The organism is Streptomyces sp. WZ-12 (genome assembly GCF_028898845.1).
Lineage (GTDB): Bacteria > Actinomycetota > Actinomycetes > Streptomycetales > Streptomycetaceae > Streptomyces.
Genome location: NZ_CP118574.1, coordinates 7,992,839 through 8,012,942, shown reverse-complemented (window position 1 = coordinate 8,012,942; position 20,104 = coordinate 7,992,839). Strand labels below are relative to the sequence as shown.

The 20,104-nt window shown below is 71.3% G+C and carries 17 protein-coding genes; 11 read left to right on the top strand and 6 right to left on the bottom strand.

Annotated features, from left to right (window positions below; translation table 11 throughout):
- Positions 1 to 307 precede the first annotated feature (307 nt).
- On the top strand, positions 308 to 1,990 hold the full coding sequence (locus tag PV796_RS35090) for a sensor histidine kinase (protein WP_274919356.1): 1,683 nt from the start codon (positions 308 to 310) through the stop codon (positions 1,988 to 1,990).
- A gap of 110 nt (positions 1,991 to 2,100) precedes the next feature.
- On the opposite strand, the gene PV796_RS35085 is transcribed toward PV796_RS35090, so the two are convergent.
- The gene (locus tag PV796_RS35085) at positions 2,101 to 2,823 is read right to left on the bottom strand and encodes a response regulator transcription factor (RefSeq protein WP_274917775.1); all 723 of its coding nucleotides are present in this window, start codon (positions 2,821 to 2,823) and stop codon (positions 2,101 to 2,103) included.
- A 169-nt stretch (positions 2,824 to 2,992) separates the two neighbouring features.
- On the opposite strand from PV796_RS35085, the gene PV796_RS35080 reads away from it, so the two are divergent.
- The 5 genes from PV796_RS35080 to PV796_RS35060 all read left to right on the top strand — a co-directional run bounded on the left by PV796_RS35080 (position 2,993) and on the right by PV796_RS35060 (position 8,193).
- Positions 2,993 to 4,396, top strand: coding sequence for a globin domain-containing protein (locus PV796_RS35080; protein ID WP_274917774.1), 1,404 nt, complete (start codon positions 2,993 to 2,995; stop codon positions 4,394 to 4,396).
- Positions 4,397 to 4,598: 202 nt separating this feature from the next.
- The gene (locus PV796_RS35075) at positions 4,599 to 5,039 is read left to right on the top strand and encodes a pyridoxamine 5'-phosphate oxidase family protein (protein ID WP_274919355.1); all 441 of its coding nucleotides are present in this window, start codon (positions 4,599 to 4,601) and stop codon (positions 5,037 to 5,039) included.
- Between the two features lie 468 nt (positions 5,040 to 5,507).
- Complete coding sequence (locus PV796_RS35070; RefSeq protein ID WP_274917773.1) at positions 5,508 to 6,308, top strand: GNAT family N-acetyltransferase; 801 nt, start codon at positions 5,508 to 5,510, stop codon at positions 6,306 to 6,308.
- A 44-nt stretch (positions 6,309 to 6,352) separates the two neighbouring features.
- A complete protein-coding gene (locus tag PV796_RS35065) occupies positions 6,353 to 7,312 on the top strand; it encodes a threonine ammonia-lyase (protein ID WP_274917772.1) in 960 nt (319 codons plus the stop codon).
- A 14-nt stretch (positions 7,313 to 7,326) separates the two neighbouring features.
- Positions 7,327 to 8,193, top strand: a complete 867-nt coding sequence (locus tag PV796_RS35060; protein WP_274917771.1) for a TauD/TfdA dioxygenase family protein — start codon at positions 7,327 to 7,329, stop codon at positions 8,191 to 8,193.
- A 168-nt stretch (positions 8,194 to 8,361) separates the two neighbouring features.
- Here the strand turns inward: PV796_RS35060 and PV796_RS35055 are convergent, their stop codons facing one another.
- Positions 8,362 to 9,543 carry a helix-turn-helix domain-containing protein gene (locus PV796_RS35055; protein WP_274917770.1) on the bottom strand — a complete coding sequence of 394 codons (1,182 nt, stop codon included), beginning with the start codon at positions 9,541 to 9,543 and terminating at the stop codon, positions 8,362 to 8,364.
- Positions 9,544 to 10,071: 528 nt separating this feature from the next.
- Positions 10,072 to 10,653 carry a TetR/AcrR family transcriptional regulator gene (locus PV796_RS35050; protein ID WP_274917769.1) on the bottom strand — a complete coding sequence of 194 codons (582 nt, stop codon included), beginning with the start codon at positions 10,651 to 10,653 and terminating at the stop codon, positions 10,072 to 10,074.
- A gap of 419 nt (positions 10,654 to 11,072) precedes the next feature.
- On the opposite strand from PV796_RS35050, the gene PV796_RS35045 reads away from it, so the two are divergent.
- From PV796_RS35045 to PV796_RS35035, 3 genes are read left to right on the top strand one after another with little or no spacing between them, the layout of a single operon-like run.
- Complete coding sequence (locus PV796_RS35045; protein WP_274917768.1) at positions 11,073 to 11,648, top strand: (2Fe-2S)-binding protein; 576 nt, start codon at positions 11,073 to 11,075, stop codon at positions 11,646 to 11,648.
- Positions 11,645 to 12,655, top strand: coding sequence for an FAD binding domain-containing protein (locus tag PV796_RS35040; protein WP_274917767.1), 1,011 nt, complete (start codon positions 11,645 to 11,647; stop codon positions 12,653 to 12,655). Before PV796_RS35045 ends, PV796_RS35040 begins: the two co-directional genes overlap by 4 nt.
- Positions 12,652 to 14,787, top strand: a complete 2,136-nt coding sequence (locus tag PV796_RS35035; RefSeq protein WP_274917766.1) for a xanthine dehydrogenase family protein molybdopterin-binding subunit — start codon at positions 12,652 to 12,654, stop codon at positions 14,785 to 14,787. The genes PV796_RS35040 and PV796_RS35035 overlap by 4 nt, the downstream gene beginning before the upstream one ends.
- A 120-nt stretch (positions 14,788 to 14,907) precedes the next feature.
- Here the strand turns inward: PV796_RS35035 and PV796_RS35030 are convergent, their stop codons facing one another.
- Positions 14,908 to 15,345 (bottom strand): hypothetical protein, encoded by a 438-nt coding sequence (locus PV796_RS35030; protein WP_274917765.1) that lies wholly within the window; start codon positions 15,343 to 15,345, stop codon positions 14,908 to 14,910.
- 203 nt (positions 15,346 to 15,548) lie between these two features.
- On the opposite strand from PV796_RS35030, the gene PV796_RS35025 reads away from it, so the two are divergent.
- On the top strand, positions 15,549 to 16,775 hold the full coding sequence (locus PV796_RS35025) for a serine hydrolase domain-containing protein (RefSeq protein ID WP_274917764.1): 1,227 nt from the start codon (positions 15,549 to 15,551) through the stop codon (positions 16,773 to 16,775).
- A gap of 76 nt (positions 16,776 to 16,851) precedes the next feature.
- A complete protein-coding gene (locus PV796_RS35020) occupies positions 16,852 to 18,084 on the top strand; it encodes an FAD-dependent oxidoreductase (protein WP_376562179.1) in 1,233 nt (410 codons plus the stop codon).
- Positions 18,085 to 18,127: 43 nt separating this feature from the next.
- Here PV796_RS35020 and PV796_RS35015 read toward each other — a convergent pair whose 3' ends face one another.
- Together PV796_RS35015 and PV796_RS35010 are read right to left on the bottom strand one after the other, a co-directional pair.
- The gene (locus tag PV796_RS35015) at positions 18,128 to 18,400 is read right to left on the bottom strand and encodes a hypothetical protein (RefSeq protein ID WP_274917762.1); all 273 of its coding nucleotides are present in this window, start codon (positions 18,398 to 18,400) and stop codon (positions 18,128 to 18,130) included.
- 247 nt (positions 18,401 to 18,647) lie between these two features.
- Positions 18,648 to 19,853 (bottom strand): acyltransferase family protein, encoded by a 1,206-nt coding sequence (locus PV796_RS35010; protein WP_274917761.1) that lies wholly within the window; start codon positions 19,851 to 19,853, stop codon positions 18,648 to 18,650.
- Positions 19,854 to 20,104 lie beyond the last annotated feature (251 nt).

Genomic DNA, 20,104 nt, shown 5'->3' with positions numbered 1-20,104 from the left:
CCGGCATCGCCCATCCTCGGCCGGCGGTGCTCGCGTTCCTTAGGGCCGAACAGTCCCCGGGCGGACCGCGACCGGCCCCTTCGCGCCGGGGCGGTCGGCCCCGCCCAAGGGCGCTCGGAGTGGCCGATCGGCACCGGTGCCCGTCGGGCCCGGCTCGTTGATCACGTACGCTGCCGCACAGACGTACGGGATCTTTGGGAGCAGCACGGTCATGTCCGAAACGCAGCAGTACGCACCGGCCACGGGTGAGCCGCGGGAGCCGCAGCTCCGCGCGCCGGACCGGTTGCGCAGCCTGCTGGAGGCGGTGATGGGCCTGGGGCGGGGGCTGGAGCTCCCGCAGGTGCTCCGGGGCATCGTCGAGGCGGCGGTGGCGCTGACCGACGCGGAGTACGGGGCGCTGGGCGTCGTCGGCGACGGGCAGTTGTCGCAGTTCCTGCCCGTGGGGATGTCCGACGAGCTGATCTCGCTGATCGGTCGGACGCCGTGCGGGCACGGCATCCTCGGGGAGCTGATCCGCAATCCCGAGCCGCTGCGGCTCACCGACCTGTCGAGCCATCCGCACAGCTACGGCTTTCCGGCCAACCATCCGCCGATGCGGACCTTCCTCGGGGTGCCGGTCCGGGTCCGCGACGAGGTCTTCGGCAATCTCTACCTCACCGAGAAGCGGGGCGGCGGCTCGTTCGACGCGGAGGACGAGGCGGTGGTGACCACCCTCTCCATCGCGGCGGGCGTGGCGATCGACAACGCCCGCATGTACCACGAGAGTCGGCGCCGCGAGCGGTGGTTGGAGGCGCTGGGCGAGATCACCCGCAGCCTGCTGTCCGGTACGGAGGCGGACGAGGTGCTGCGGCTGATCGCGGAGCGGGCGATGGAGGTGGCCGGCGCGGACTGTGCGGCGGTGCTGCTGCCGGTGGCCTCGTCGGCGGACCAGTTGGCGGTGACGGTGGCGTGCGGTTCCGGCGCGAGCCGGATCACCGGGCTGCGGGTGCCGGTCGACGGTTCGCTGCCGGGCATCGCCGTCCGCAGCGACCGGCCCGTGGTCAGCACGGACCTGCGCTCCGATCCGCGGGCGTTCCCGTTGGGCGTCCCGGAGGCCGGAGTTGGGCCGGACGCCGGGGACGGCCCGGACGCCGGGGACGCAGCGCCCGGGGAAGCGGCCAACGATGACGCGGTGAACGGGGCGGGGGCGGAGGCCGGTGCGGTGTACGGGCCGGCGGTCGCGGTCCCGCTCCAGGTGGACACCGGGCGGGGCGCGCTGCGGTTGAGCCGGCTGGCCGGCCGGCCCCCGTTCGACGACGACGAGGTCCGGCTGATATCGGGCTTCGCCGATCAGGCCGTGATCGCCCTCGAACTCGCCCGCCGGCGCGCCGAGTCGGAGGAGCTGACGGTCCTGCACGACCGCGACCGGATCGCCCGGGACCTGCACGACCTCGCCATCCAGCGGCTGTTCGCCACCGGCATCACGCTCCAGAGCGCGACCCGGCTGATCGACCGGCCGGAGGCGGTGGACCGGGTCGGCCGCGCGGTCAACGACCTGGACACCACCATCAAGATCATCCGCTCCACGATCTTCGGGCTGCGCACCGCCGGCGACGGCAAGGACGCCCGGAGCCTGCGCCGGGACCTCACCGACGCCGTGCACCGCGCGGCCGGCCCCCTCGGCTTCGCCCCGGCGCTACGGATCGACGGCCCCGTGGACGCCGCCGTCCCCGACGAACTGGCCCCGCACCTGGTGGCGGTGACCGCCGAGGCCCTGAGCAACGCCGCCCGGCACGCCGGCGCCCACCGCCTCGACGTAGCCCTGTCGGTGACCTCCGACGAGGTCACGCTGACGGTGACCGACGACGGGGTGGGGGTCGGCACCGCACCGCACACCGGCGGCCTGGCCAACATGCGGGCCCGGGCCCAGATGCACGGCGGCCAACTCACCATCGAGACACCGGAGGACGGCGGCACCCGCATCGTGTGGCACGTCCCGCTGCCGGACTGAGGTTCCGGCGCACACGCCAAAAGGCCGACCCGCGCAGGTGCGTTGCGCGGGTCGGCCGGTCGGTGGGCCGGGGCGGCGGGGTGAGTCCCGGGGCCGCTCCGGGGTGTTGGTCAGCCGCGGGGCTCCTTCAGGCGTTCGGCGATCATTGCCGCCTGGACGCGGCGGCCCACTCCCAGCTTGCCGAGGATGGCGGACACCCGGTTCTTGACCGTCTTTTCGGCGAGGTACAGCCGATCAGCGATCTGACGATTCGTCAAACCCTCGCCGATCAGGTCCAACACCTCCCGCTCGCGCGGCGAGAGCCGGTCGAGTTCGGACGGCTCCTCTTCGGCCGCGGACCGGCCCGGACCGCGCAGCCGGTCCATCACCCGGGTCGCGGTGCGCGGGTCCAGCATCGACTGCCCGGCGGCGACCGTGCGGACCGCGCGCACCAGCGCCGTCCCGTCGATCTGCTTGAGCACATAGCCGGCCGCCCCGGCCATGATCGCGTCGAACAGCGCCTCGTCGTCGTCGAAGGAGGTCAGCATCAGGCAGGCGAGCTCCGGCATCCGGGCCCGCAACTCCCGGCAGACCTCGATCCCTTCGTGGTCGCCGTCGTCGCCGCCGAGTCGGACGTCGAGGATCGCCACCTGCGGCCGGACCGCCGGCACCCGGGCGAGGGCCTGCCGGGGGTCCCCGGCCTCCCCCACAACCTCGATGTCGTCCTCCGCCTCCAGGAGGTCCCGTACGCCGCGGCGCACCACCTCGTGGTCGTCCAGGATGAAGACGCGCAGCGGCGCGCCCGGTGCACTGGCGGCGGGGTCGGTGGCAGGAGGAACGGGCTGCTGGTTCATGCACTCTCGCTCTGTGGTTCTTCGCGGTCGCCGGGGCGCAAGGGGCCCGAACACGAGCGTCGTCGACCGCGCTGACCTGCGCAAGGGCCGAACGGCCCTGGGGGAACGGGGCCGTTCGGGCACCCCTTTGCCTTGCCATACTGGCGCCCCCCGTCAGGAGGTCCAGACCATGCAGCAGCCCTGCCAGCCCGCGCGTTCCGCCGCGTCCCCGCCGACCGGGTCGGCCACCCCCGGTACCGTCGGCGGCGAGTACCACGCCCTGCTCGCCCGGCACGACGCCAAGCGGCTGCGGCAGCGGATCCTCGGCCAGGGCCCGGCACCCGGGCCGGCCTTAACTCCCGCCTCGTACAACGGTGCTGCCGATCAGCGGCTGATCACCCAGTACCTCGACCTGGTCACCCCGTTCGGCGACCTGATCGCCTACCTCTACGACGAGATGTTCGCCCGGTGGCCCTATCTGCGCTCGCTCTTCCCGGAGTCGATGGAGTTCCAACGCGCCCACCTGGCCCGCGCGTTCTGGTATCTGATCGAGAACCTGCACCGGCCGGGCGAGGTGGCCCTCTACTTCCGGCAGCTCGGCCACGACCACCGGAAGCTGGGGGTGCGGCCGGCGCACTACGAGGCGTTCGAGGCGTCCCTGTGTGCCGCGTTGCGGCGCGCCGCCGGGCCCCGTTGGGCCGAGGCGGTGGAGCAGGCGTGGGTGCGGATGCTGCGGTTCGCGGTCGCGTCGATGGTCGAGGGCGCGGACGCGGCGCTGGCCGAACCGCCGTGCTGGCAGGCCACGGTGACCTCGCATGCACTGCGCCGCCCGGACCTGGCGGTGCTCCGGGTCCGGATGCACGAGCCGTACCGGTACCGGGCCGGTCAGTATGCGGCGGTGGCGTCCCCGTTGATGCCCCAGGCGTGGCGGCACTACTCCCTGGCGTCGGCGCCGGGGCCCGACGGCGAGGTGGAGTTCCACGTCCGGCAGACCAGCCCGGGCGGGGTCAGCGAGGCGCTGGTCAGCCGCACCGGCGTCGGCGACGTGCTGCGGATCGGCGCCGCGCACGGCACGATGACGCTCCCCCCGGAGGAGCGGGTGCACGACCTGTTGATGGTGGCCGGCGGCACCGGCTGGGCCCCGATCAAGGCGCTGCTGGAGGAGTGGGCTGGCCGCCGCGGCGGGGCGGGCGGCCTGTCGGTGCGGCCGGCCGGCAGCGTCCAGCTCTTCGTCGGCGCCCGCAGCCGGACCGAGTTGTACGACGCCGGCGCGCTGGCCCAGTTGGCGGCGCGCCACGGCCAACTGCGGGTGGTCCGCGTCCTGGACGAGGACGCCGCCCCGGACGCCGGCGGGTCGCTGGCCGAGTACGGCCCGCTGGCGGAGGCGGTGGCCCGGGAGGCGCAGTGGTCCGGCCGACTGGCGTTCGTCAGCGGCCCGGCCGCCATGGTCGGGGCGACGGTCTCCCGGCTCACCGCGGCCGGCATGCCCGCCGACCAGATCCGCCACGACCCGCTCCCGGACGTGCTGCCCCGGGCCACCGGCGACGTCCCGGCGCCTGCGGACGACCCGGCCGTCGCCGAGGCGGCCCGCTGACCCTCCGGCACGTGCGGTGCTCCGGCCCGGGGACGGGCGCGGAGGGCACCGCGGGACGGGCCGAACGGCCCCTGGCAGCCATCCGCCGGGGGCCGTCTACTGGCCAGGGAGCACCGCCGATCACCCGCGTCAAGAGCACGAGGAGCAGCACGTCGTGAACGACCTCCCGACCCGGCAGGCCACCGGCCCCGCCTTCGACCCCGTGTTGGGCGAGTGGGCCGACCGCGAAGCCTCCCGCCACAGCACCGAACTCGAACGGGCCGAGGCGTTGCGGCTGTTGGGCAGTGTCTCCCTGGGCCGGATCGTCTTCACCCAGGACGCGCTGCCGGCGATCCGCCCGGTGAACCACCTGCTGCACCACGGCGAGGTCATCATCCGCACCCACGAGGGCGCCGCGCTGGCCACGCTGTCCGGGCACGAGGAGGGCGACGAGGGGGTGGTCGTCGCCTACGAGGCGGACGCCATCGACCCGGCCACGCACTGCGGTTGGAGCGTGGTGGTGACCGGCTACTGCCGCCTGGTGACGAATCCCGCGGACCTCGCGCACTACCAGGCACTGCTGCACCCGTGGACCGACCACAAGATGACGCACGCGTTGCGGATACGGCCGGATCTGGTGACTGGGGTGCGACTGTCCCGGTAGCGGCGTTGGCCTTCTCCCGTGGTTGTTTGCGCAGTTGGCACGGGGTTTGGGGGCAAGGCGCCTGGCGGGTTGGGGGTGGTGGGTTCCGGCCTCCGGGGGAGGATTTCCGGCCTGCTTGGCTTTACGTTCGAAAATCCGCGTCCGCCGGCCCTTACCCTCATGCCTGTGGAGGCGCCCCTGACCGTTGGGAGTTGAGGACAAGGACCGGACGGGACTGTTGCCCGTACCGTCCCAGTCAAGCGGAAGGCGAACCACCGGTTCAGACGGCCTCTCATGCCGCCGCACCCGCCGCGGAGTTGGCCGACTGTTTGACCCCCCTTAGCGTCTTACACCCCCCTATGTGCCCCCATACCCCCCTAAGTTGAGCCACCAGACGCTCTGTAGGGTCTTGCAGGACCTACAGTCGAACCTCTGTGCGTACGGCCCACCCTGTTTCCGAACGCTGTGGAGAGCCCCGATGGAGAACCAATGAGCACTGCCCCGCCGGCCCCCGACATGGACCGGGCACAGTTGGTCGAGGTGGCCGCAGCCGACCTGCCGCGTCTGGTCCCGCTGTTCGCCCCCGACCATCCCAACCTGGCCTTCGCCCGTGCGGTCATCGACGGAGCCATCCCGGGCCGAGCCTGGGCGCAGTTCCACAACGGTGCGCCGGTGGCCTGTCTGGTCGCCACCACCGCACCGTTCTGCCTCGCCGCCGGGGCCCTGACCCCCGCCTTCTTCGCCGAAGCCAAGAGGCTGCTCGCCGGGCACGGCGAAGTACAGCTTGTCCACCCGCCGGGCCCCGACAACGGTGCCTGGGCGGAGCGGGCCGGCTTCACCACGGGACAGCGCCTGCACTTCACGCACCCCCGTGACGGCTACATCGCCCCGCCCCCGGCCGTCCCCGACGGCTACGAGCTGGTGCGGATCGATGCGGACACCTTCTCCGGCCTCGAATCCCCGATGGCCCGGAGCATCTTCGGTACGGACGCCGCCCAGTACATCGCGCATGCGGTCGGCTTCGCCCTGGTCCAGGACGGCCGGGTGGCGGCAGACGCGCACGGCGTCCTCGGCGGCGGGCTGAACGAGCTCGGCACCCACATCCACCCCGACCACCGCCGCAAGGGCCTGGCGTTCGTGGTTCTCGGCGCGGTCAACCACTGGGGCTGCGAGCGGGGTCTGCGCTCCGTCATCACGTGCCACGAGGACAAGACGCCGAGCATCTCACTGGCCCGGAAGCTGGGTCTGACCGAGGAATTTTCCTACTCGATAGCGAAAGCCACATGCTGAAACCCCTGTTATCCGAGGACATTTCGCATGCCTCGGTACGGCGCATGCGCGAACTCATCGGCCCGCACATCCGGCGCACACCGCTGCTGCGGGCGACGGCGCAGAGCCCGGTAGACATCCACCTGAAGTGCGAGAACCTTCAGGTCACCAACTCGTTCAAGGCCCGGGGTGCGCTCAGCGCACTGCACGCGTACCGGCAGTACCGCCCGGAGCTGTGGGCCCGGATCGTCCGCGACGGCGTCGTGACCGGCAGCTCGGGCAACTTCGCGCAGGGCCTGGCGCACGTGACGTCGGAGCTGGATCTGGCGTACACCGTGGTGGTGCCGGATTCGATCCCGGAGGCGAAGCGGTCGCAGATCCTGGCGTACAACCCCAGGACCCGGATCGTCGCGGTCCCGTACCCGGTCTGGCGCCGCACCATGGTCTCCTCCGCCTTCCCCGACCTGCCCGGCTTCTTCCTCTCCTCCGAGAGCGACCCGTACGTCTCGCTGGGCATCGCCACGATCGGCATGGAGATCCAGGAGGATCTCCCGGACGTGGACGCGGTGTTGGTGCCGTACGGCGGCGGGAACCTCGCCTACAGCCTGGCGACCTACCTGGAAGTCCCCGTCTACGCCGTGGAGATCAGCACCGGAGCCCCGCTGTCCGCTTCGCTGCGCGCGGGCCGCCCCACGGAGGTGGAGTACGAGCGCTCCTTCGTGGACGGCATCGGCGCCAGTTTCGTCATCCCCGCTCAATTCGAGCGGCTGAAGGACAAGTTGGCCGGGGTGTTCACGGTGACGCCGCAGGAGGTCGCGGAGGCGCTGACGTCCCTGGCGTTCACCGACAAGATCGTCTGCGAGGGCGCGGGAGCCGCGGCGTACGCAGCCGCGCTGAAGCACTCCGCCTCGCTCGGCTGGCGCAACCCCGTAGCCGTCGTCAGCGGCGGCGTGATCGACCCCGACGTCCTGCTGCACACCCTGACCACCGCCGGTCAGTCGCTCACTGCACCCGTTTCACCTTGAGGAGCAATATCGCCATGGGAAACAACCTCCCCGTCATCGAGCCGGTAAGCCCCGCCATCGGAGCCCGGGTCGAGGGCCTCGACCTCTCCCAGGAGATTTCCGCCGAGGCGTGGAAGACGGTCCTGGACGCCTTCCACCAGTACAACGTGCTGGTCTTCCCTGGCCAGGACTTCACGGTCGAGCAGCAGAAGGCGTTCACCGCGCGCTTCGGGCCGTTACTGACCCACAGCCACCTGCTGCCGATGACCGTTGAGGGGCACCCCGAGGTGATGGTGCTCCACAACAACGAGCAGAAGCCGCCGGGCCTGAACGACTGGCACACCGACAACAGCGGCTGGGTCGAACCCCCGCTCGGCACCGCCCTCTACGCCAAGATCACGCCCAAGGTCGGCGGGGACACCCTTTACGGCAACATGTACCTGGCGTACGAGACGCTGTCGGCGCCCATGCAGGAGTTGCTGCTCCAGCTCACCGCGACGCACGACGTGCGCAAGGCGTTCGGCCCGGACTACGGCAACCTCCAGAAGTCGATGCGCAAGAAGGGCATCGACCCGGACCAGCAGTTCGCGGACCAGGAGCCCGTCGAACACCCGCTGATCCGCACCCACCCCGAGACCGGCCGCCGCGCGCTGTACATCTCCAACCCGTACGTGACGCGGATCAACGGCGTCACCGAGTCCGAGAGCCGCGCCCTGCTGGCCTTCCTCTGCCGCCACATCGAGACCAACGAGCTGATCTACCGCCACCGTTGGACCCAGGGCGACCTCGTCGTCTGGGACAACCGCTGCACCCAGCACCTCGCGGTCGCGGACTACTTCCCCCACGAGCGCCTGATGCACCGCATCAACATCGCCGGCGAAAAGCCCTTCCTGAAGCTCTGACCAACATCACCCCCCACCCGCCGCGTCACGCCCCCACCCTGCACGGGGGCGCGACGCGGCCTGGGTTTCGGGGAGTTCTTGCCGGCGGTTGTCGCTGGACTCACCACTCGGCAACTCCGACTTCCGCTTCCGCCTCCGCGGCAGACCCAGCCGGCCTTCACGCGTTGATCAGATCTCGATACCCGAGAGCTGCGACAGCTTCAACAACTTCGCGTTACTCCTCCTGTGCAGCGACGACACCACTCTGAAGACCTCACGGCCCATCGGATGAATGCGCGCCATCTGGGGAGCTACTTCCCAGGCAATTCCCAGGTTTTCCAGCGCCCCGTCCCGATCACCCACGTCGAGCTGCGCGCGAGCCACGTTGATCCGTGTCGGAGCGACACGGGTGGGCGGTAGACCTACCAGCGCCACATCGAGGTCGTCCGTCAGCCTCAACGCGTCCCGCGGCTTCCCCAAGTCAACGCGAGTGGCCAGTTCATGAGTGAACGTGTTCTGTGGCCCGATCGTCAGGCCGTGCACGTCGACTTCCGCGCTGAACGCTGCGGTCGCGTTCCGTGCCGACCGGATGTGCCGGTCAGCCTCCCGTGCCGCTTCACGCTTGTCCTCAAGCCTGCCGGCAAGCGTCATTCCCCGAAGATTCAGAATGCCCACAGCGATATCCCGGTCCCTACCGGACAGTGAAGTCTGCGCAGCCGACACTGCACGATCCACGATCGCGAGTCCGGTTTCGATCTCCCCGAAGTTCAGGTACACCCCCGCCCTGTCACGAGCGGCGAGCGCTTCCCCGAGCGGGTTGGGCTTCTGCTCCACGGCCCACCGCTGGCGCGTCACCGCCAGCTCCGCCATGTCCATCCACCGGTGCCGCGCAGCAAGCCAGTACACCGTGCTGTACGTCTCCGAGAGCGCCATCCACGCATCGAGGGTGTTGGCGGTGTGTGCGTACGCCGTTGCAGCCCTGAGAAGCCCCGGGAGCATCCCCAGCAACTGCGTCACGTCCACCGCGTCACGGTGCTGCCCGGCTACCGCCAGCGCGGCGCTGATCTGCTGTTCGTCGACCCGCCGCCTACCAGGAAGGTCGTAGTCCCTCAAGGCCGAGCGCAGCGTCGAGAGTCGCGCTTCATCCTCTTGTGCCACCGAAGACTTCCCCAGCACCTCAGCCATGGACACGCCGAGCGCCTTGCCGACAGCGGCGGCCACCGCGGGCGTCAGTGCCCGGTCCCCTACTTCGATCTTGCTCAGCAGGGACAGCGAGACATTGGCGTCCTTGGCCAGCCTTCCCTGGGACTTTCCGTGAGCCTTCCGCAACACTGCCAGATTGCCGCCGGGTGCAAGGTCAGTAGTGCTCATGGGCTTGGTCTTCCTCGCGAGCGCAGGTCCTGTCAACCATCGTCACAGGCCAAGCGGATACCCACACGACTTCTGTGCAAACGATGTGCAAGTTCCCTGCCCTCAAAAGGGCGTTGATTCGGTGACACGCCACAGAGCAGCGGAGGACCGCAATGACCGACCCCGTCAGCTATTCACAGAAGCCCGTCGAGCTGCCGTTAGACGGCTGGCTGTTGGAGGGCACTCCAGCGTCAGACTGCAAGGTCTGCGCTGCGCTTGACGTTCAGCGGGGCCAAGCGCGAAAGCGGAATGACTGGGCTGCCGCCTGCTCCGCGGCGCGGGAGATCCGGAACCATCCTCACAGTGATCAGTGACCAGTGACCACCTCGGCAACGGATACGAGGACACCAGCCCCGTCCCGCCCGACGGAGCCGAAGAGGTCGCCTTTCGGATAACCGATGGAGAAGCCCCTGAACAACGCGCCAGGGGAGGCGAACAACACTTCCCCTGATCTCCACCTCACCGTTCGACCGTCGAGACTGCGAAGTCTCACCCCCCGCCCAAAGCCCCCGCCCGCAACCCGTCCATTACCAGGTCGAGGAGGCGTCCCGCGCGGGTCGACCAGTCGCTGTGGGGGTCGAGTTGCCACAGGCCCGCGATGGCGAGGAGGAAGTCTTCGGGGGTGATGTCGGGGCGGATGGTGCCGGCGGCTTCGTTGGCGGTCAGGAGGAGGGCGAGGGCGGCGGTGAGGGGACCGCGGGCGACGGCGGCGAAGGTGCCGTGCGGGGTGGTGGCCTTGCGCAGGGCGGCGGCCAGGCCGGCCTTGGCCATCGCGTACTGGGCGAGGCGGTCCATCCAGGCGCGCAGCGCCCGGTCCGGCGGGTGGGTGGCCAGGAGGTGGGCGGCGGCGTCGCAGACCTGTTGGACCTCGTGGCGGTAGACCTCCAGGACGAGGGCCTCGCGGTTGGGGAAGTTGCGGTAGAACGTGCCCTGTCCGACCCCGGCCTTCTTGGCTATCGCGCTCAGTGGGACGTCGGCGCAGCGGGTCAGTTCGGACAGGGCCACTTTAAGGATGCGGTCGCGGTTGCGTTGCGCGTCCGTGCGCAGGGGCGCGTCCTTGGGCCGGGGCACGCGTCCTCCTCGCGGTAAGGCACCGATGGATGGGGCTTGTTGGGCGGCCGGCCACCGACGGACACTCCACCTTGCTAACCGGACAACTGTCCGTTAGGTTTCCACGTCAGTGGACGGTTGTCCGCTTGTGGATCACACCCTAGCGGCAGAGGAGCGGTGGGACGACCCGTTGGGGAACCCGGAAGCCACCGCAGCAGTCGATGTGCCACCCTCCAGCGTGCCCCCCGAGCCCACCCCATATCCCTTCCGACGCCGCGACCCAGCGCACCACCACCCCCCAGCCCCCAACTTCTCGGCTCCGTCGAGCGTTTCCGCCCGGCGGAGCCGATCCGATCCGTTGACCGAACGCGGTGGGCCGCCGGCCCCGACCGGGACCCGCCGCGCCCGTTCGCCGCGCGAGACGCGAAAGAAGGCAGACCATGGCCCCATCGACGGCCGGTGCCATCACCTTGACCATCAACGGCGAGAAGCACACGCTGCCCGTCGACAACCGCACCACCCTGCTCGACGCGCTGCGCGAGCGGCTCGACCTGACCGGCACCAAGAAGGGCTGCGACCAGGGGCAGTGCGGCGCCTGCACGGTGCTGCTCGACGGCCGCCGGGTGGTCTCCTGCCTCCAGCTCGCGGTGGCCGCCGAGGGGCGGGAGATCACATCCGTCGAGGGCCTGGCGGACGGGGACCAACTGCACCCGGTGCAGCAGGCGTTCCTCGACCTCGACGGCTTCCAGTGCGGCTACTGCACGCCGGGGCAGATCTGTTCCGCGGTGGCCGCGATCGAGGAGCACGCCGCGGGCTGGCCCAGCGCGGTCACCGCCGACGTCCGCCCGGAGGCCGGCCCGGTACCGCTGACGGCCGACGAGATCCGGGAGCGGATGAGCGGCAACCTGTGCCGCTGCGGTGCGTATGTCTCGATCGTCCGGGCGGTCGCCCGGGCGGCGCAGGACCCGGCCCGCAAGGTGAGCATGGTGGCGACGGACGTGGAGGGCGCGGCATGAGGGAGTTCGACTACCGGCGGGCGTTCGACGTCGCGGGCGCGCTGGCGCTGCTCGGCGCCGAACCGGAGGCCCGGTACCTCGGCGGGGGCACCAACCTCGTCGACCTGATGAAGAGCGGGGTGGAGCGGCCCGTGCTCCTGGTCGACGTGCGGGAGTTGCCGCTCGACGGGATCGCGGTCACCGACGACGGCGGGCTGCGGATCGGTGCGACCGTCACCAACAGCGACCTGGCCGCCCACCCCGAAGTGCGGCGCCGCTACCCGGCGTTGGCCCAGGCGGTGCTGGCCGGCGCCTCGGGGCAGCTGCGCAACATGGCCACGGTGGGCGGCAACCTCCTCCAGCGCACCCGCTGCGGCTACTTCGCCGATGTGACCAAGCCCTGCAACAAGCGGGCGCCCGGCAGCGGTTGCCCGGCGGTCGCCGGCGAGCACCGCAACCACGCCATCCTGGGGGCCACGTCCCACTGCGTGGCCGTCCACCCCTCGGACATGGGCGTGGCACTGGCCGCCTTCGACGCCGTCGTGCACTACGAAACGGCCGACGGCGCCGGCGAGTTGGCACTGGCGGACCTGTACCTGCCGGTGGCGGACGCTCCGCATCGGGAGACCGCGTTGCCACCCGGTGCGCTGATCACCGCCGTCGCCCTGCCGCCGGCGCCGCTGGCCGCCGTCTCGCGGTACCGCAAGGTGCGCGAGCGGGCGTCGTTCGCCTTCGCCATCGGCTCGGTCGCCGCCGCCCTCGACGTCCACGACGGCACCGTCCGCGGGGTCCGGCTGGCGTTCGGCGCGGTCGCGTCGCGGCCGTGGCGGGCCCGCGCGGCGGAGCGGGCGCTGCTCGGCGGGCCGGCGACCGCCGAGGCGTTCGCCGCCGCGGCCGACGCCGAACTGGCCGCCGCCGAGCCGCTGTCCGACAACGGATACAAGGTGACGCTGATCCGGAATCTCGTCGTCGCCGTGCTGACCGAGCTGGCCGAGGAGAGCCGGCGGACCGAGGAGGCCACCCGATGACCGTCACGACCACCACGAACACCGCGGCGAGCGCCGCCGTCGGCACCTCGCACACCCGCGTGGAGGGCCGCGACAAGGTGACCGGCGCGGCCCGCTACGCCGGCGAGGTGCCCCTCGCCGGGCTCGCGCACGGCTGGCTGGTGGTGTCCACCATCGCCCGCGGCCGGATCCGCGCCCTCGACACCGCCGCCGTCCTGGCGATGCCCGGCGTGCTGACCGTCCTGCACCACGGCAACGCCCAGCCCCTGGAGTCCGATTACGCCGCCCCGATGGGGACGCCCGACCCGGCGCTCCAGGTCTTCCAGCACGACCGGGTGCCCTACGCGGGCTGGCCGGTCGCGCTGGTCGTCGCCGAGACCTCCGAACAGGCCCGGGAGGCCGCCGAGTCGCTCCTCGTCGAGTACGACGAGGAGCCGCACGACGTGGCGTTCGCCGTCGGGCACCCGGCGACGTACGAGCCGGAGAGCAGCCCGCGGTTCGCCACCGAGGCGACGAAGGGGAACCTGGCCAACGAGTTCGCCGCGTCCGCCGTCGTGTTGGACGCGGAGTACAGCACTCCGGAGGAGCACCACCACCCGCTGGAGCCGCACGCCGCGACCGCCTACTGGGACAACGGGCGGCTGGAGGTCATCGACTCCAACCAGGGCAGCCGGCACGTCGCCAGGGAGTTGGCGCTGCTGTTCTCGCTCGACCCGGCCACGGTGCGGGTGCGTTCCGAGCACGTCGGCGGCGCCTTCGGCGCGAAGGGGTGCCGCCCGCACCAGGTGGTGGCGGTGCTGGCCGCGACGGTCCTGCACCGCCCGGTCCGGGTCGTGTTGACGCGACGTCAGATGTTCTCGCTGGTCGGCTACCGCAGCCCCACCGCGCAGCGGGTCCGGCTCGGCGCCGACCCCGACGGGCGGCTGCGCGCCCTGCACCACGAGGGGTTGAACCAGACGTCCACGGTGCACGAGTTCGTCGAGCGGAGCGCGGACGTGGCCCGCGCGATGTACGACGCCGACGCGCACCACACCGTCAACCGGGTGGTCCGGCTCGACGTGCCGACCCCGACCTGGATGCGGGCGCCCGGCGAGGCGCCCGGCTCCTTCGCGCTGGAGTGCGCGCTGGACGAGCTCGCCGAGAAGTGCGGCATCGACCCGATCGCGCTGCGCGCCCGCAACGAGCCGGAGGTGGGCCCGATCTCCGGGCTGCCCTTCAGCAGCCGCCGGCTCCTGGCCTGCTTCGACGAGGGCGCCCGCCGGTTCGGTTGGGCCGACCGCGATCCGCGTCCGGGGGCGCGCCGGGACGGCCGCTGGCTGCTCGGGACGGGCACCGCGGCCGCCTCGTTCCCCACTCTGGCCGGCCCGTCCACGGCGGCGGTGACGGCGGAGGCGGACGGCACCTTCACCGTGCGGATCACCGCCGCGGACATCGGCACCGGGGCGCGCACCGCGCTGACCCTGGTCGCCGCGGACGCGTTGGAGGTGGCTCCGGAGCGGGTGGCGGTCCGGATCGGCGACAGCGACTTCGGCCCGGCGATGCTCGCCGGCGGCTCGGCCGGCACCCGTTCCTGGTCCTGGGCGGTCGAGCTCGCCGCCCGCGATCTGCGCGCCCAACTGGCCCTGGGCGGCAGCATTCCGCCCCAGGGGATCACCGTGCGCTCGGACACCACCGAGGCCCTGGGCGCGCTGCCGCCCCGTGAACGGCACGCGTTCGGGGCGCAGTTCGCCGAGGTCGCGGTGGACGTCGCCACCGGCGAGGTGCGGGTCCGGCGGATGCTGGGCGTCTTCGCGGCCGGCCGGATCGTCAATCCGCTGACCGCGCGCAGCCAGTTGGTCGGCGGCATGATCTGGGGGCTGTCCATGGCCCTGCACGAGGAGGCGTCCCTGGACGCGGCCTTCGGCAGCCATGTCGGCGCCGACCTCGCCGGCTACCACGTGGCCGCCAACGCCGATGTCCCGCTCGTCGAGGCGGACTGGGTGGACGACCCGGACGAGCACGACCCCGTCGGCATCAAGGGCATCGGTGAGGTCGGCATCGTGGGCGCCGCGGCGGCGGTCGCCAACGCGGTCTGGCACGCGACCGGCGTCCGCCACCGGAAGCTGCCGATCCGCCCGGACCGGGTGCTGACCGCCGGCACCGCGCTCGACTGATCCGACAACGGGCGCCACCCCTGCGTCGAGGGTGGCGCCCGCTTCTTCGACTTCCGCCGACCGACCGCCCCCGGGACAGCGGTCATGTCAGCGTGGAGACCGGCGAGTTATCGCGTCCGTTCAGCTCACGCGGACGGTCTTCACGGCGGTGTGGAAGTCCGCGCTCGGGTGGCCGCCGCCCGGTCCGTCGACGCCGTAGAGCACGCCGCGGAACTGGAGGTCGCCGCGCTTCTGGGCCTTGACCTTCACATCGACCTTGGCCTCGGCGCCGGCGATCTCCACGATCTTCCCGCACTTGATGGTGTGCCAGGCACCGTGGGTGCCGAGGCGCTGCTCCGCGCAGAACTTGCCGTACTGGATCGCATCGCTGTCGCCCTGACCCGTGACGTGCACGGTGCCGCCCACCTTGACGGTGCCGGGCGAGACGTTGAGCGTGGCGCTGCCCTTGGCGAACGCCGGGGTGACGGCCAGTACGACCGCGGCCGCACCCATGGCGCCCACGACGGCGATGCGGCCGCCCCGGCGTCCAAGGGTCCCCCGCGCGACTCGTTCCTTCATCGTTTTCCTCCCCTGTGACGGAGGGGGCCTCCTGCCTCCTCCACCCCACAAGAGGGAGATTCGCCGCAATGCGTTCCCTCCGAACACATCGCGCACAAAGGGAAGTTCCGGAAGTCCACCCTCCACTCCGTGGGGAGAACCCCACCCGACTACGGAGGCCAGCGGCATGGCCCGTAGGGCGCGGCGCTCCCTACGGTGAGGCCATGTCCACGCCCACGACGAGCGCCCCCAAGGGCCGCCCGCCCCGCCGCCCGCGCCGTGCCGCCGCCGCACTCCTCGCCGCCGCCGTCCTCACGGGACTGGTCCCCACCCAGGCCACGGCCAACGCGCCCACCCGACTCCAGCAGGACGCCGACGCCCTGCGCGCCACCGGCGTCACCGGCGTCTCCGTCCGCCTGGAGACGCCCCGGGGGACCCGCACCGCCCGCAGCGGCACCGGAGACCTCCGCACCGGACGCCCCGTACCCCAGAACGGATACGTCCGGATCGGCAGCAACACCAAGACGTTCGTGGCCACCGTGGTGCTCCAACTGGTCGGCGAGGGGCGGCTGTCGCTCGACGACACGGTGGACCGGTGGCTGCCGGGCCTGGTGCGCGGCCACGGCAACGACGGGCGCCGGATCACCGTGCGCCAACTGCTCCAGCACAGCAGCGGACTGCCGGACTACATCGGCGAGGTCGCCCCGCACCCCAGCGCCGCCGAGTACTACCGCAACCGCCGGACCCCCTACACCTCCGCGCAGCGCGTCGCCCTCGCCCTGCGCCACCCGCCGTCCTTCCAGCCGGGCGCCCGCTGGCAGTACTGCAACACCAACTACGTCCTCGCCGGCCTGCTGATCCGCGCGGTCACCGGCCACTCCTGGGAACACGAGGTGCGCACCCGTATCCTCCGCCCGCTCCACCTGACCCACACCTTCGCCCCGGGCGACGACCCCGCCCTCCCCCGCCCGCACGCCACCAACTACCAGCAGTTCACGCCCAACGGCCCGCTGATCGACACCACCCTCGCCTACCTCCCCTTCGACGGGGACGCCGACGGCTCGCTGATCAGCACGCCGGCGGACACCACCGCGTTCTACCGTGCGCTGCTCAGCGGCCGCCTGCTGGCCCCCGCCCAACTCGCCGAGATGCGCCGGACGGTGGCGGTGCCCGCCGACCCGGGCGCCCCGCGGGGCGGCCGCTACGGACTCGGCCTGTCCTGGACCCCGTTGACCTGCGGCGGCGGCTATTGGGGCCACAGCGGCGACGGCTACGGGTACATGGTCTGGCCCGCCACCACCGCCGACGGCCGGAGCACCGTCACCGTCTCCCTGCACAGCCGCCCCGGCGACCCGGACACCGCCGCCCGCCAGATCCGGGCCACCACCGACCTGATCGACCATGCGCTGTGCGGAGTGCCGCGGCCTGCGGACGGCGGACGGCTCGGCTGATTTCCGCCACGATCCGGGTATCTGTGCCGGTGCCCCCGCGCGCGGAGCCGGGGCGTCGTGGAAGGGAGCGGTTGTGGTGGAGCGGACGACCTGTTGTGTGGTGGGCGGCGGACCCGCCGGGATGGTGCTGGCACTGCTACTGGCCCGGGCGGGGGTGGCGGTGACGGTCCTGGAGAAGCACGGCGACTTTCTGCGCGACTTCCGCGGGGACACCGTGCACCCCTCCACCTTGGCGCTCCTGGACGAGCTGGGGCTGAGCGAACGGTTCGCCCAGCTACCGCAGCGCCGGGTGACCACCGTCCAACTGCCGCTCGGCCCGGACGGCTCACTGACGACGGTCGGCAACATCGCCGCGCTGCGCGGCCGTTTCAACTACGTCGCCATGGTGCCGCAGTGGGACCTGCTCGACCTGCTGGTGGACGAGGCCCGGCGCGAGCCGTCGTTCTCCCTCCGGATGAGCACCGAGGCAACGTCGTTCCTGACGGAGCGCGGCCGGGTGGTGGGGGTGCGCTACCGCACGGCCGACGGCCACACCGGCGACCTGCGGGCGACGCTGACGGTGGCCTGCGACGGCCGCGGCTCGCTCGCCCGCACACTGCCGGAACTCGGCCTGCGGACCTTCAACTGCCCCATGGACGCCTGGTGGTTCCGGCTTCCGCGACGCAACGGCGATCCGCACGGCCTGGTGGGCGGCGCCAGCGACCGGCTGCTGGCCGCCCTGATCGACCGCGGGGACTACTGGCAGTGCGCGGCCCTGATCCCCAAGGGGACGGACGCCACCCGCCGCGCCGCCGGCCTGGAGTCGTTCACCGTGAACTACGCCTCCGCCGCCCCCTGGCTCGGCGACCGGGTCCGCGCATTGGGCTCCTGGGACGAGGTGAAGCTGCTGGACGTGCGGCTGGACCGGCTGCGGCGCTGGCACCGCCCGGGGCTGCTGTGCATCGGCGACGCGGCGCACGCGATGTCGCCGGTCTTCGGGATCGGCATCAACCTCGCGGTGGAGGACGCGGTGGCCGCCGCCCGGCACCTCGTCGGCCCGCTGCGCGCGGGCGCGGTGGGCCTGCGGGACGTCCGCGCCGTCCAGCGCCGCCGGTGGCCGACCGCGGCGCTGACGCAGGCGCTGCAGCGGTTCGCGCACTCCCGGATCATCGCGCCGGTGCTCGCGGGCCGGCCGCCGTTCAACGACCCCCGGCGGGCGCAGCGGGTGGCCGAGCGGCTCACCACATCGCGCTGGCTGAACCGGGTGCCGGCGTACTTCCTCGCCTACGGCGCGGTGCGCGAGCGCCCACCGGTCGAGTCGGTGCGCTGACCCATGGCCCGGCGCACTGCCGGGCCATGGCCTTGTCTCAGCCTCACTCCGTCACCTCCGCCAACCGGAACGGACCGGCGTCGCCCGGGGAGTACATCACCGGCAGGCTGCGGCCCAACGGAACGACGACTATCGGCTCCTCGCGGTATTCGCGCAGGAAGTGTTCCAGCGGCTCCCACATCATGCTGCGGTATCCGGCCTCGGTCCGCTGGCGCTCGAAGGACAGGGTCAGCGCGGATTCCTCCACGGTGACGCTGATCGCGTCCACCTCCAGCCATTCCCCACCGATCCACGCTTCGAGTCGTACGTAAGACATGACGCCCAGGGTGCCCGGTCACGCACCGTATTGGCAATCAGCGGCCTGTCGGGCCGGCCGGAAAAGGCGCGCTAAAAGGCGGGCCCCGGAGGGTTCACACCCTCCGGGGCCTTCTTGGAGCTTTCCGGTTCCGGCGGTGCGCCCCCTCCGTCCACCTGCGCGCGGGGGTCGCCGCTCGGCGCACGACCAGGACGTCGAGCGCCGTGCCTGCGCCCCGTTTCCCGGCCGTGCCATACGGTCCTACGCGTTACCCGTGCGGCCGTTGAGTTCCCACCCGGCAGTCCTCGGCGACCGCCCGGGACGTGGCCTTCGCACCCGGCGGGGCGGCGGCGGATTCCGAGGCGACCTGACTCTTGGAATTCCGCCGCATTTCCTGAAGACCCTTTTGAATTCCGTCCCGCAGCCATTTACCGAGAGGGTGTTCCACGAGCCGGTGCACGGCGTAGGAAAGCAGCAGCATGAAGACGACAATGCTGGGCAGCAGGACGAGCGCCGGCACCCGGTGGCGCAACTGGTCGATGAGGGTGAATCCGATGTACATGTGCAGCAGATACAGCGGATAGGTCAGTGAACCGGCGGTCACCAGCCAGCGCCAGCGCACCTTGTTGAATACCCCGAGGGCGATGGCCGCCATGATGGCGAAGGCCAGGATCACCCCCACCCGAGCCGGCCAGCCGTGCGCCATGCTCGCCTTGGCGCCGACGTTCATGATGAGCCGGCCGCGGACATAGTGCTGGGCCAGCAGGAATTCGACCGCGACAATCGCCCAGAGCAGCAGGGTCGGCTTGAAGCGGTGCATCAGATAAAAGGCGATGCCGGCGATGAAGTACGGCGAGTACGGCGCGATCGCCCAGACCGACAGGAGGTTGCTGTCGGCCTTGAGCGCCACGACGCCGGCCACTGTCCACAGCCCGCAGAAGAGCACGCACCGGCGGTAGGTGACGCCGCGGTACACGACGAGGGCGAAGAGCAGGTAGAACTTCAGCTCCACGAAGAGCGACCAGTAGACGTCGTCCAGGTCCGAAACCCCCACGCCCTGCTGGAGCATGGTGAGGTTGGTCAGCACCGTTTCGAGGTTGTCCGCGCTCCGCACGTGCGGCCAGATCATCAGCACCGCCGCGGTGAGCAACACACCGACCCAGTACGCCGGGTAGAGCCGGGAGACCCGGGATTTCACGAAGTCGCCGAGCGACCGCCCCCAGGTGCTCATGCAGATGACGAATCCGCTGATGAGGAAGAAGACTTCGACGCCGAGCCAGCCGAATTGGGAGAGGTGGTAGATGGTCGGCGAGAAGGTGTGCGGGTCCTTGCCCCAACCATCACGGAGGGTGATGTAGTGGTAGGCCAGCACCATCAGCGCCGCCACCAGGCGCAGCCCGTCGAGGACATAGAGTCTGGATTGCCCCTGCCCCTTCCCTGGTACGGCCAGAGTTCCAGGTGCAGCGAAGGCCATCCCGCGGTTCCTCACAGTTCGTAGGGCAACGTTCCCCCTATCCCATCTCATAGGTGGGACACAGGAGGCAACTTCGTTTGAAATAATCGCAAAAATTTGATCCGCATCGCGCCAACACCGTTGCGTTAATCACGTTTCGGTGGATGCCCGCATGTCGTCGAACATTACGGGTCAATACGGATACCGGCACCGTCGATCGACTCGTCCCGAGCCACCGGAACTCCGGCCGGAACGCCAGCTGGAACTTCCGC